Origin of the sequence: Dethiothermospora halolimnae (assembly GCF_037577855.1) — a bacterium.
GTDB classification, from domain to species: domain Bacteria; phylum Bacillota; class Clostridia; order Tissierellales; family VENL01; genus Dethiothermospora; species Dethiothermospora halolimnae.
In genome coordinates this window covers 32,586-45,872 of record NZ_JBAKFX010000034.1, presented here as the reverse complement: position 1 = coordinate 45,872, position 13,287 = coordinate 32,586, and the positions used below count along the sequence as shown (strand labels likewise).

12 protein-coding genes are annotated in these 13,287 nt (G+C 30.0%); 10 read left to right on the top strand and 2 right to left on the bottom strand.

Going from position 1 to position 13,287, the window contains the following annotated elements; translation table 11 throughout:
* Window positions 1–135 precede the first annotated feature (135 nt).
* From V6137_RS13485 to V6137_RS13440, 10 genes are all read left to right on the top strand, one after another.
* Complete coding sequence (locus V6137_RS13485) at window positions 136–333, top strand: hypothetical protein (protein WP_425448471.1); 198 nt, start codon at window positions 136–138, stop codon at window positions 331–333.
* A 206-nt stretch (window positions 334–539) separates the two neighbouring features.
* Entirely contained in the window at window positions 540–1,979 is a 1,440-nt protein-coding gene (locus V6137_RS13480; RefSeq protein ID WP_425448470.1) for an extracellular solute-binding protein, read from the top strand.
* Window positions 1,980–2,135: 156 nt separating this feature from the next.
* The gene (locus tag V6137_RS13475; RefSeq protein ID WP_425448469.1) at window positions 2,136–3,527 is read left to right on the top strand and encodes an extracellular solute-binding protein; all 1,392 of its coding nucleotides are present in this window, start codon (window positions 2,136–2,138) and stop codon (window positions 3,525–3,527) included.
* Window positions 3,528–3,687: 160 nt separating this feature from the next.
* A complete protein-coding gene (gene tkt, locus V6137_RS13470; RefSeq protein ID WP_425448468.1) occupies window positions 3,688–5,667 on the top strand; it encodes a transketolase in 1,980 nt (659 codons plus the stop codon).
* A 209-nt stretch (window positions 5,668–5,876) separates the two neighbouring features.
* A complete protein-coding gene (locus tag V6137_RS13465) occupies window positions 5,877–6,824 on the top strand; it encodes a DMT family transporter (RefSeq protein WP_425448467.1) in 948 nt (315 codons plus the stop codon).
* Window positions 6,825–7,062: 238 nt separating this feature from the next.
* Window positions 7,063–7,608, top strand: a complete 546-nt coding sequence (locus tag V6137_RS13460) for a hypothetical protein (RefSeq protein ID WP_425448466.1) — start codon at window positions 7,063–7,065, stop codon at window positions 7,606–7,608.
* A 198-nt stretch (window positions 7,609–7,806) separates the two neighbouring features.
* A complete protein-coding gene (locus V6137_RS13455) occupies window positions 7,807–8,679 on the top strand; it encodes a sensor histidine kinase (protein WP_425448465.1) in 873 nt (290 codons plus the stop codon).
* A 38-nt stretch (window positions 8,680–8,717) separates the two neighbouring features.
* Entirely contained in the window at window positions 8,718–9,224 is a 507-nt protein-coding gene (locus V6137_RS13450) for an NfeD family protein (protein ID WP_425448464.1), read from the top strand.
* A 12-nt stretch (window positions 9,225–9,236) separates the two neighbouring features.
* Window positions 9,237–9,971, top strand: coding sequence for a LytR/AlgR family response regulator transcription factor (locus tag V6137_RS13445; RefSeq protein WP_425448463.1), 735 nt, complete (start codon window positions 9,237–9,239; stop codon window positions 9,969–9,971).
* A 12-nt stretch (window positions 9,972–9,983) separates the two neighbouring features.
* The gene (locus V6137_RS13440; RefSeq protein WP_425448462.1) at window positions 9,984–10,331 is read left to right on the top strand and encodes a hypothetical protein; all 348 of its coding nucleotides are present in this window, start codon (window positions 9,984–9,986) and stop codon (window positions 10,329–10,331) included.
* A 279-nt stretch (window positions 10,332–10,610) separates the two neighbouring features.
* Here the strand turns inward: V6137_RS13440 and V6137_RS13435 are convergent, their stop codons facing one another.
* Complete coding sequence (locus tag V6137_RS13435; protein ID WP_425448461.1) at window positions 10,611–11,510, bottom strand: phosphatidylserine decarboxylase; 900 nt, start codon at window positions 11,508–11,510, stop codon at window positions 10,611–10,613.
* A gap of 275 nt (window positions 11,511–11,785) precedes the next feature.
* The gene (locus V6137_RS13430; RefSeq protein WP_425448460.1) at window positions 11,786–13,219 is read right to left on the bottom strand and encodes an N-acetylmuramoyl-L-alanine amidase family protein; all 1,434 of its coding nucleotides are present in this window, start codon (window positions 13,217–13,219) and stop codon (window positions 11,786–11,788) included.
* Between the last annotated feature and the right edge of the window lie 68 nt (window positions 13,220–13,287).

Sequence of the window (13,287 nt, the reverse complement as noted above, 5' to 3'; positions counted from 1 at the left end):
AATAAGATAAGTTTTGTATTAAAAGGTTATTTAAGAATATGAATATTGAAGTTATTTTTAGTGAGAATGTTCGGTAGAAAAGAACTTTATTTTCTATCAAATGTTCTAACTATATTATACGAGGAGGTAGATAAAATGGTTCATAATTTGGAAAGAACATTAGATAATATTAAAAACGAAGGAATCAGAACAGGAGAAAAAAATAAAGCAATAGAGATAGCTTTAAAAATGTTAAAAGAAGAGTTGGACATTAATATGATAGTAAATATAACAGGACTAAATGAGAAGGAAGTATTAAGTTTAAAAAAGAAAATAAATAAGCAAAGACACTAAGGAAAATATAATTTAACTTGCTAAAAGCACCTAATGGACACAGTTGTTCTAAGGTGCTTTATTTTTTTAGGTAATTGTATTTGATTCTATAGCGGTACTTAATGATGGGTTCTCCTTTATAGCCCATATCTTAACGCAAAAGATATGATATAATTACTTATAACTACATTATTACCAATATAAACTAAAAAACAAAGGGGGATTTTATGAAAAGAGTAGTCATAATAATTTTAGTTATGGCATTACTATCATCTTTATTTGGATGTACTATAGTTGATAATGGAAAGAAAACAACATCAGATGATTCTTTGAAAGAAGAAATTAAAAATAAAGAGGAAAATTCCAATGATGGAATTGATGGGAAAAAAGAAGTAAATGAAGATGAAGTTACAATAGCCATTTGGGATATTCATCATGGGCAATTGCAGATACAGTTTCCAATGTTAAGATATGAAACTGATAGAATAAAAGAAGATATTGGAATAAATATCAAGTATGATGTGATAAAAGCAAAGGATGAGCAACAATTTTTTAAAAAACTTAATACAAAATTGTATTTAGACAAAGGGCCTACATTAATATACTTTTATAATATGCCAACTGGGATATATACAGGGAGTGGGGTTGCACTAAATCTAGAGGACAAGATAGAAAACATAAATAATATATATGACGCTATAAAGGATAAAAATAACTATTTTGTTCCCATAGGCATGAAAACATATTTTATGAAGATAAATAGGTATGAATTTGGGGAGTTAGATGTAGAAGAGCCAGGATTAAATTGGAATTGGGATAACTATGTAGATATTAGGGATAAATGGTTTAAAAATAAAGGAACAAAGCTTAAGAATTATTTAATTAAAGAAACATATTATCATGATTTTAATCAATTGAACATTATAGATATAGAGGATAAAAAAGTTAATGTAAATACTAGATCAGTTAAAAATATTATTAGAGATTTAAGAAAAGAATTTTTAGGTGGTAAATATAAATTGCCAGATAATTTTAAAGAAGAGGATTATTATAAGGCTTGTTTTAAATTTAATAGTCTTACCCAAGAAGAGAAACTAGGGAAGTACAATAATTTTCTAAATATACCGTCAGATTATATATATCCATATAGTGGTTATAATGGGCTTTATCCATCTACACTAGATTATGAAATCGAAAAAAATAAAATAGTACTTCCAAATATTAAAGATAAAGGAGAAAATCTGTACTTATCAGGATTTCTAGTAAATAGAAACGGTGAAAATATAAATAAGGGTATGGAGTTTTTAAATTATATTTTAAGTGATAAAACTCAGATGAAACTTTATAAAGATTATAAAAAGACTGTAACACGCTTTTATCCAGTAAATAAAAATATAGAAGATAAAATTAAAACCATTGAGAAAAACGAAGAATTAAATGAAAAAGCAACAAAATTAAAAGAATATCAATTGCAAAGGATAAAGAATGGAGAAAATAAACCTAATAGGGTATATAAAGAGGAAAACATGAAAATATTCAGTCTAAAAGATAATTTATATAAAGACATATTTAAGCTAATATTTTCAGACGAAGAGTATAGTGACAGTAAATTAGAAAAAAAGTTACAGGAGCTAGAGAATCAGTATAATATATATTTAAATGAATAGGGAGTACAATTGTTAACTGTGACTGGTTAATTATTGTGGTGACAACTTAGGTTCGGGAGGTGTCGCTGTTTTTTTTAGATAAAGTAAAATTTATTTTATAAAAAAATGAACGTTTCCATATATTAAATACTCGTATATATAAAGGAGGATGGTTTGATGAAAAAATTGTTCATAGTTATTACATTATTTTTATTTATTTTATCAGGTTGCTCAAATGAGAACAATGATAAAGAGTTAATATCTGATAATAAGGTAGGAGAAAAAGAAATAAGTGGGGAGGTAAATGATGACGAAGTTACAATAGCTATTTGGCACCAAGATCACCATATCTTACAGATACAGTTTCCAATGATAGTATATGAAACTAATAAAATAAAGAAAGAAACGGGAGTAGATATAAAGTATGACATTATAAATGCGAAGGATAAACAGGAATTTTTTAAAAAACTAAATACAAAATTATATTTGGACAAAGGACCAACTTTAATATATTTTTATAACACCCCCATCAGTATATATACAGAAAGTGGGGTGGCATTAAAACTAGAGGAAAAAATAGAAAACTTAGATAGGGTATATGATTCCATAAAGGATAAAAATGACTATTTTGTACCTATAGGTATGGAAACAGAATTTATAGAGATCAACGGATATGGAGCCAGTGATTTAGGTATAGAAGAACCAGATCTAAGTTGGAGCTGGAAAGACTACATAAATATTAGAGACAAATGGATAAAAGAAAATAAAGGGAAACTTAAAAGCTATTTGATTTCAGAAACATATTACCATAGATTTAATCAATTAGATATTATAGACACGGAAAATAAAAGAACAAATATAAATACTGAAGAAGTGAAAAATACTATTAAAGACTTAAGAAGTGAATTTTTGGAAGGTAAATACAACATATCAAATGATTTGAAACAAGAGGATTATTATAAAGTATGTTTTGGTAATACTACCAAAGAAGAAAGAAGCGGGAAGTACTTTTCATTTGTAAATAGACCCCAAGAATATATATATCCTTATCCATGGGGAAATGGACTATATGTTTCTGTACTTAATGATTTAGTAAGAAAAAATAAGATAGTAATGCCAAATATTAAAGATAAAGATGAAAACCTAAAGCTAGCAGGATTCTTAATTAATAAAAATGGTAAAAATATAGATAAAGCTATAAAATTTATTAATTATATTCTAAGTGATGAAATTCAAAAATATCTTTATGATACCCACAAAAAAGTTGAAGCACGTTTTTATCCAGTGAATAAAGAGTTAGAAAATAAGATTACAAAATTTGAAAAAAGTCAAGAATTAAGTGAAAAGGTATTACAGTTAAAAGAGTATCAATTAGAAAGAATAAAAACTGGAAAAAATAAGCCTAATAGGGTATATAAAAATGAAAATATGAGTATATTTACTTTAAAAAATAAGCTATATAAGGACATATTTAAACTTATATTTGCAGATGAAGAATATAGTGATAGTAAGTTAGAAGGAAAGCTACAGGAGTTAGAGAATCAATATAATATATACTTAAATGAATAGGGAGTACAATTTTTAATAAAGTAGGGATAGCTTTTTTTAATAGGTTATCCCTACTTTATTAAAAAAATATGCTTAAAATAACAAAAAAAAGTATATATAAAGAATATAAGCTAATAATATGGATATTTTAAATATTAGACTATTATTTGGAGGTGTATTAATGTTAGATATAGATAAAAAGACTATAAATACAATAAGAGTTTTATCAGCAGAAGCAATAGAAAAGGCAAATTCTGGTCATCCAGGATTACCAATGGGAGCTGCAACTATGGCATATACTTTGTGGGATAGGTTTTTAATGGGGTACGGAAAGGAACCTAACTGGAAAAATAGGGATAGATTTGTGCTATCAGCTGGTCATGGTTCCATGCTTTTATATTCTCTTTTACATTTATTTGATTATGATGTTACTATGGATGATATAAAGGAATTTAGACAACTGGGAAGTAAGACTCCAGGACATCCAGAGTATGGTCATACAGAAGGAGTGGAGATGACGACAGGTCCATTAGGTCAAGGAATATCAAGTGCTGTGGGAATGGCAATGGCAGAGAGAAGGTTAGCCAGTGAGTTTAATACAGATAAATATAATATAGTAGATCACTATACATATGTAATAGCAGGAGATGGAGACTTGATGGAAGGTGTGGCAAGTGAAGCTGCTTCATTGGCTGGCCACTTAGGATTAGGTAAACTTATAGTTTTATATGATGATAATAATATTACCATAGATGGAACCACAGAAGTAGCATTTACCGAAGATGTGGGCAAGAGGTTTGAAAGTTATGGTTGGGAAGTTTTACACGTGAAGGATAGTAATGATATAGATCAAATAGAGGATGCCATAACTAGGGCAAGGGAAAATACAGAAAACCCCACATTAATAAAGATTCCAACTACAATTGGCTTTGGAAGTCCCAATAAGGCCGGTAAATCAGCAGCCCATGGAGCTCCATTAGGTGATGATGAATTAAAGTTAGTTAAAGAAGGTTTAGAGTGGAATGATTATCCTGAGTTTTATGTGCCCGATGATGTTCGGGAACATTTAGAAAAAATTATTGAAGAAAAGAAGGAAGAATACCACAAATGGAAGGAAACTTTTAGTGATTATTCTAAAGAATATCCTGATAAGGCCAAAAAGTGGGAATCATGGCATGGCAGCACTATACCTAAAGAATTAGACAGTAGATTAGTAAACTTTGATAAAGAGAGTTTGGCTACCCGTAATGCCGGTGGAGAAGTAATGAATGAGATAGTAAAATATATGGATAACCTAGTGGGAGGTTCTGCCGATTTAAATGCATCAACTAAGACATATTTAAAGGGGAAAGGTGACTTTACACCAGATAATTATAGTGGTAATAATATAGCCTTTGGAGTGAGGGAGCATGCCATGGGAGCTATACTTAATGGTATGGCATTACATGGAGGATTTAGAACATTTGGATCCACATTTTTAGTATTCAGTGACTATATGAAACCTGCCATAAGGCTATCGGCACTAATGGGAATACCGGTAACCTATGTATTTACCCATGATAGTATAGGTCTTGGGGAAGATGGACCTACCCATCAACCCATAGAACATCTAATATCATTAAGGTCCATACCAAATCTATCAGTATATAGACCGGCAGATGCCAATGAAACTGAAGTGGCATGGAAGGAAGCTATTAAAAATACAGAAGGCCCTTCGGCACTAATACTGAGTAGACAGAAACTACCTATGCTAAAATTAAATGAAGATGCCCATAAAGGGGGATATATAATAAGAAAAGAAGAAAAAGACACTCCAGATTTTATACTTATGGGTAGTGGCTCCGAGGTTTCAGTATTGATAGAAGCCCATAACAAACTTAAGGAACAGGGTATAGGTACAAGAGTAGTAAGTATGTTATCCTTAGAGCTGTTTGAAAAGCAGTCTAAAGAATATAAAGATAATGTACTACCACCTAGTGCCAAAAACAGACTGTCCCTAGAGGCAGGCTCAACACTAGGGTGGAGAAGGTATGTTGGAGATAATGGTATAACTATAGGAATAGATACCTTTGGTGCATCGGGAAAAGGGGATGTACTTATGAAGGAATATGGTATAAGTGTGGAAAATGTTGTTAGTCAGGTTAAGGAAAAGTTGAAATAATTTAGAAAATGACCTAGACATTTATCTAGGTCGTTTTTATTAGTGTACATATTGTCTTAAGTAATTGCTTAAGCAATTCTCATTAGTTGCTGGGGGATTTGTAATCCCCCAGTTTATTAAATAACAAAGAATGATAATTTAATAATAGCCAATAGTGAAAAAATATGTTAAACTACTGTTGACAAATAGAAAAAAAGGGGAAATGTAAAGTGACAGATAAAAAAGTTTTACCTATATTATCTATGTTGTTTACAGTTATAGTTTGGGGATTATCATTTTTAAGTATTAAAGTTGTTATAGATATTATTCCCCCTGTAACATTGGGATTTTTACGATTTGCTATAGCATCGGTATTATTATTATTTGTCGTAAAGTTAAAAGGGGCTAGTACAAAACTAGATAGTAAAGATATTCCCTTTGTTATACTTTCAGGTTTTACAGGGATAACATTATACTTTATTTTTGAGAATAATGGAGTTAAGGAACTTCCTGCTTCTACCGCATCATTAATAATAGCGACAATACCTATAGTAACACTAATAACCGATACTATAGTATTAAAGACAAAACTAACTAGGCTAAAATTAATAAGTGTGCTTATATCCTTTATTGGAGTATACTTTATAGTTGGTTCTGACTTAAAAGATTTAATGAGTGGAGGTAGTATAACGGGATATTTATATATGCTAGGGGCAGTTTTAACATGGGTAATATATGCCTTGGTTACTAAGCCAGTTTCCGGCAAGTATTCACAAATGGTTCTTGTATATTATCAAAGTGTTTTTGGAGCATTATTATTTGTACCATTTATGATATATGAAGTTATTTTTATTGAAACTCCCAAATGGTATCAAGTAACAGGAAGTGTAGCCCTTAATATATTATACTTAGGAATATTCTGTTCTGCTGTTGGATATATAACCTATGTATATGGGTTAAAACATCTTGGGGTGTCAATATCATCTATATATTTAAATGCAATACCCCTTGTAACTGTGGTTGCCAGTGTATTTATATTAAATGAAGAAATAACTTTATATAAGGCTGTAGGGGGATTATTAGTTATTATTTCAGTTACCATGGCTAATTGGAAGAAGAAGACTAATAAGGATACAATAAATATATCAAAGGAAAACAATAAAGTACTTGAAAACTAAATGAATTATAAAAATTGTCTGGTGAAATCCAGACAATTTTTTTATCCACTTTCTGCTCTCTGCACCTTGGACCCTGCACAGAACAAAGAAGTGACAAAGTGGCCTTTGTTCCAAATCTGACATTTGAAACAAAAAAATGTATAATACAGCCAATTACTATTTTATAAATGGATAAATTAATCTATAATTATATTAAGATAATTAAAAGTATTACAATAATTAAAAGGGGTGAAATATAGTGGGAAAGAAAACTTTACTTTTAGGATTGGTAGTTTTTGTATTAATTATGGGATTATCAGGTTGTGTTAAAGAGAAGGAGATAAATCAACAAGAACTTTCAGAGGAATATGCTAATGTAGAGTTTAGCGAAGCCACAGAAGCTAGGGTAAGTAGAGTTGACAAAATATATACTTTCATATTATTTACAACATATATAATAATAATTGTTTCAGGTGTATTTATTGTTAAAAATCTATTAATAGCATTTGATTTTAAGACTGCCCATATAAATATTATAATTGTTTTAATAAATGTGGCAGCCATACACTTTGCCATTGGAACATTTAGCTATATTAATACTGCAAGTTGGTATTTGCATGAAACTGGAAAGGAACTGACAAGTATAACCGAGATAGTATCATCCAATATAGTAGCTGTTATAATCATTGTACTATCTGTTATATTGAGAAAGGTATTAGAAAAAATATCAAAACACAAGCTGAAAAATTCTGGAGAAGAAGGGGTTAAATCAAGCTGGGATAAATTTATGGAAAAGCATAAATAATTAGTTGGGGGATTACGAATCCCCCAACAACTAAAAACGAATCCCCAACAACTAGAACGGGGAGTGATTGGATAACTAAGATTTAAGGTAAATCGTCTAATAACTAATAATTATTTAAAAGGATTTTTAACAGATTAATTGAATAGAATATTTAGAGGTATAAAATATTATTTCTGATCATATCAAAGAGGGGGTATTATGAAAAAGAGATTAAATATAAACAAGGCAGTGGTATCTCTAATATTAATAAATATATTTCAAATATCTGTATTGCTGGTAATACTGGGATATGGAACATATCTTTTAAATAAATCCCAAGTGACATTTTATCAAAATGGAAAGTTTTTCGTATTTATAGTTATAATGATAGTTTTATCTAATTGCGTGGTATCTATTAGGGGAATATACCTATTGTCTAATTTAAAGGCAAAATATTATATGCAAAGAGAAAGTTTCGGTCAGATTGAAAAGTTAAATATAGAGCTAAGGGGACAAAGACATGATTTCTTAAATCATTTGCAAGTAGTCCATAGTCTCATTGAAATGGAAGAATATGAAGATACTAGAAAATATATAGAAGATGTTTATGAGGATATTAATAGGGTTAGTAGGGTGTTGAAAACAAGGGATGTTGCCATAAATGCCCTTTTGCAGGCTAAAATACAGGACTGTGATAATAGAAATATAAAGGTTGATTTAGAGATAACCTCTAAGTTAAAGGAGTTAATAGTGCCATCTTGGGAAATGTGTAGAATACTTGGAAACATAATAGACAATGCCATATACTCCCTTTTAAAAAAAGACAATAATAGGGTATTGAAAGTTAAAGTATTTAAAGATTTAACAGGACATGTATTTAAAATAATAGATAATGGAAATAAAATCCCAGACAATATTATTGAAAATATATTTGAGCCAGGCTTTACAACCAAGGGAAGTGAAGGGGATGGTATGGGATTATCGATAGTAAAACAAATAGTTTCAGATTATGGGGGAGATATAACGGTAAATAGTGATGAAGGAGAAACTACATTTACAATTAAAGTTCCATATAAAACTAAAAAATTATAAAAGGGTTTTATAAATATAAGATTGAAGGGAGGATTTATATGGAAATATTAGGACCATTACTAGCGAATATAGGTATACTGTCAGCATTTTGTTTTTTTCTAGGAATTGTATTAATAATAGTTGAAATGTTCGTACCAGGATTTGGATTTCCAGGAGTGACAGGGGTTATATTATTACTAGCATCGGTAATTATGATAGCAGAAAGTGTTTTACAAGCCTTTGTTTTACTTGTTATAATATTAGTCATATTAGGAATAGCTTTATCTATAATAATACATTCTGCAGCTAAAGGAAAACTTTCTAATTCAGTTATTTTATCCACATCTATGAATAAGGAAAGGGGATATTCTAGTAACAATGATATGGAGTATTTTCTTGGTAAAAAAGGAATAGTATTATCTAGACTAAGACCATCGGGCTCTGTTGATTTTGATGGAGTAAAGCTTGATGTTGTTGCCGATGGAACATATATAGATAAGGGTGCTAAAGTAGAGGTAGTAAAGGTAGAAGGAAGTAAGATAGTTGTAAGGGAAATAAATGACTAGGTAGGTGGTTTTATGACATTAAAAGTCTTAATTGCCGATGATGATAGTGGGATGAGGCTGGTATTAAAGAAAGTAATAAAAAAAATAGATGGTTTTCAGTTAGTAGGAGAAGCGGATAATGGATTAGAGGCCCTAGAAATGGCTGAATCTGAAAATCCCGATGTAGTATTTTTAGATATAGAAATGCCAAAACTCAGTGGAATAGAGTGTGCAAAGAGTATTATAGATATAAATCCTAAAACAGCAATAATATTTGCCACAGCCCATGAAGAGTATATGGGGGATGCATTTGAACTTTATGCCTTTGATTATCTTACAAAGCCCTTTAGATTAGATAGGGTTTATAAGACATTAAGAAGGATTAAAGATGTAAATAATAAAAGTAATGAAGAAGATAATATAAGTGAGGCATTAGATAAATTAATTATAAAAAATAAAGACGGAATTAGTTTTGTAGATACTAAAGATATTATATTAATTCAGAGGGAAGATAGAAGCACCGTGGTATATACAAAGGATCAAGGATATGTAACTTCAGAAAGCTTAACAGACCTAGAAGAAAAACTAGAGGGAACAACATTTTTAAGGAGTCACAAATCCTATATAATAAATTTATCTAAGATAAAAAGGGTAACCTCCTATGGAAGGTGGACATATAGTATAGAGTTTACAGACACCCATAGGGATGCCCTTATAACCCATAAAAAGTATAAGGAAATAGAAAAAATATTTATAACAGGAGAATAGGGATTGATATAAATGATATATAATAAAGATAATATTTGTATAAAAAGTGATTTTGATATAAGAACCATAAGGGAAGAAGATAATGATATAGATATAATAATACCTATAAATAATAGAACATTAAACTTATATATAAAAGATATACCTTCCTATATATCTTCTAGACTTCAATTTCAAATGATAAAAAATATAATAATAAGATTTAATAGATCAGAAAATAACAATATATGTACGGTTCATCTATTAAGGAATATCGATTTACAGTCTGCTGTAATGAATTTTGAAATGGATTATAATGAAAAAGTCATATCTATAGAGGATAAGGAATATTATATTGATATGAAAATAGGGGATAGGTAAATTATTTTTTATCTACCCCTTATCTTTATAAGTAATTTTATTGTGTATACATTATTAGGAAGAATATTATGGGGGCTGAGAACATATGCTACACTTATTAGAAAATGATAACTTTCTTACATTTGTAACCACTTGTTTCAGCATAATCATTTTATATAACGGTATAAGAAAAACAAATAAAGACATAGGGACATATTTATTTATAATATTATCTGTGATATGGATTATTTTAATAGCTTGGAGAATATTATATTGATATGAAAATAGGGGATAGGTAAATTATTTTTTACCTATCCCCTCTCCCATATTAATTTTTGTTTCAATATGATTTTTAGTGTTTTCTATAATATCTCTATCTATTTTCACTTGTCCCTTTTTTATAAACATAATTACGGTGGAACCACCAAATTTAAAATAACCCTTTTCATCACCTTTATTAACTTTTATATTAGGCTCATAGGTTTGAATAATGGAACCTACACATGTAGCCCCTACCTCTATCAATAAAACTTCACCAAAGTTATTAGATTTAAATACTGTTATTTCCCGTTTGTTTCGACAATATACCTCTGTAAACTTTCTTAAGGTCATAGGATTTACAGAGTAATAATAACCATCGATAAATTTAGATTTTTCAGCTACTCCACCATCGGGGAAGTGGAACCTATGATAATCAGCAGGACATAGTCTTATAACTATACAGGTTCCATTTTCATATTTAGATGCCAGGGATTTACTTTGTAATAGTTCCTCTAAGGAGTAATGGGAACCCTTTATTTGAAGAACTTTATTTATATCTATATTTTCATAGGCAAAAACCCTTCCATCGGCTGGGGAAATCAAAATATTATTATCTTTATTAATAGGTCTGGTATCATCCTTTAATCTTCTAGCAAAGAAATCATTAAAGTTACTATACATATCATGGGATTCCTTTACTGCCTCTGACATATCTATATCTAAAGCATTAATGAAGCCAGGGATCTTTTTCTTACTTATGGACAAGTCTTGTAGTTTTCCATATAGAATAGAAAAAAGCTTTTTCCTAACAAAAGTTTCTAGGATACTGTTTCCCATCTTGGTATCATTAATCCATCTAAGAAACTTTTCCCCTGCAACTGTTTCCTTTTCCTTTTTTCCGGTTTTTCTATCTATATAATAAATGGTCAAAATTATCATTCCTTCTCCTTTAAGTTGTTGGGGGATTCGTAATCCCTCAACTAATCACTATTTTAACATAGAAAATATATAAAAACTATTTTATTTTTCTTGGTAGAAGGAAATAGAATCATAAAAATTCTAGTCTTTAGTATAATAGGTCTTCTAAAAGAAGACCTATTGGATTCAATATATTGAATCCCTACAATAGAATATATTAAGTATACCCCGTTAATATTAAAGCACCTTACACCCTGCACAAAATAAAATCGGCCACACTTCTCGGCCGATTTTTGTCATTCTTTATAAAGATAATTTTCAACACCTTGAGCTATTTTAGTAGCAATAGTATTAACAAAGCTAGGGAGATGAACATTTTTTTCCTCCCAAGGATTACTTAAAAATCCTATTTCAACTAAAGTAGCAGGATAATTTTGCTCCCTTATTACCACAAACCTTCTATCGTATACCCCATCCTGATAAACACCATTTATAGATGTTATATTTCCATATATGGATTTTGCAAGTTTCTTTCCTTCATAACCTAACCTATTATTGGTTGTATTATAATAGGTAGATGCACCAAAGTATCTAGTATCGGGTAAAGCATTGTGGTGAACACTTATAAACGCATCGGGTTTTATTCTTTCACTTATGGCGGCCCTATCGTATATGCTTATATGTCTGTCATTTGTCCTAAGCATAATAACAGAGGCGCCAAGTTCCCTTAGCTTAGTTCTTAATTTCATAGCAGTTGTTAAATTTATATTTTTTTCAAGTATCCACTTCCTATATCCCTTAGTTCCAGTCTTATATCCACCATGTCCAGGATCTACAACTATTGTTTTACCTAATAGACTTTTAAAGGGCTTAAGATATGAGTTATGGCTATAGGCAACCTTGCCAGAAGGGGTTATTATCTTATCCCAGTTACCATTGCTACTTAGTATCCTTACAACATCCCCTTTATTCAATAAACCTAGAGATTTATTCTCTACACTAGGACCTTGTCTAAAGTTTAAGCCATTTACTGTTACTTTTTTTCTATATAACATTTCTGTATTTAGAGATAAATTATTATTAAATGATACTAACCAGCCGGCAATATAACCTATCCTTTCATCATTGATTCTAACCTTAACCCATCCATCTTTTTCTCCTAAATATTGATATCCTTCATGGAGTCTAGCCTGTTTTAAAACAGTACCATCGGTGCTAGGCTTATTTCTAATATTCACTTTATCCATTATTAGTATTGCCCTGGTTTTACCATCGGAAATAACATCTCCAAGCCAACTTGCCACATAGACTTTTTTGCCATTATATTTTACTTGGTACCAACTATGAAAGGTTCTTATGTACTCTAACTTATCTCCAGGGTTAGCTTGTCCTACTTTTTCTGTTTTAACAGAAGGACCAGTTCTTAAGTTTGCAGGTTCGTTTATAGTTATTTTCACATATCTTTTTGGATCTCTGTTGACAAAATAGGATGATACCCATCCAACTTTATTATCTTCAGTCTTTACCTTTAACCAATTATTATTTGTTGAAATAATCTCCACACTATCATTGGCACTTAATTTTGTAACAACATTAGAAGAATAGTTAGGTGAATACAAAAGACCTATACCGGAAATATTTATATGACCTGTATTGGAATTTGCAAAAACAGATTTAGATCCAAATAATATAAATATTACAGCAAATACTAGAATAATTTTTCTCTTCATCATAGTCCTCCTTTAACGTCATAGTTAAGTTACTGTGTACATGATACATTTTTAAATGTATAGCTAAG

Excerpts from the sequence above, each read along its gene's own strand:
- V6137_RS13440 (WP_425448462.1), top strand. The coding sequence starts at position 9,984 with ATGATATATAATAAAGATAATATTTGTATAAAAAGTGATTTTGATATA.
- V6137_RS13450 (WP_425448464.1), top strand. The coding sequence starts at position 8,718 with ATGGAAATATTAGGACCATTACTAGCGAATATAGGTATACTGTCAGCA.
- V6137_RS13475 (WP_425448469.1), top strand. The coding sequence starts at position 2,136 with ATGAAAAAATTGTTCATAGTTATTACATTATTTTTATTTATTTTATCA.
- V6137_RS13435 (WP_425448461.1), bottom strand. The coding sequence starts at position 11,510 with ATGATAATTTTGACCATTTATTATATAGATAGAAAAACCGGAAAAAAG.
- V6137_RS13430 (WP_425448460.1), bottom strand. The coding sequence starts at position 13,219 with ATGAAGAGAAAAATTATTCTAGTATTTGCTGTAATATTTATATTATTT.
- V6137_RS13480 (WP_425448470.1), top strand. The coding sequence starts at position 540 with ATGAAAAGAGTAGTCATAATAATTTTAGTTATGGCATTACTATCATCT.
- V6137_RS13455 (WP_425448465.1), top strand. The coding sequence starts at position 7,807 with ATGAAAAAGAGATTAAATATAAACAAGGCAGTGGTATCTCTAATATTA.
- tkt (WP_425448468.1), top strand. The coding sequence starts at position 3,688 with ATGTTAGATATAGATAAAAAGACTATAAATACAATAAGAGTTTTATCA.
- V6137_RS13445 (WP_425448463.1), top strand. The coding sequence starts at position 9,237 with ATGACATTAAAAGTCTTAATTGCCGATGATGATAGTGGGATGAGGCTG.
- V6137_RS13485 (WP_425448471.1), top strand. The coding sequence starts at position 136 with ATGGTTCATAATTTGGAAAGAACATTAGATAATATTAAAAACGAAGGA.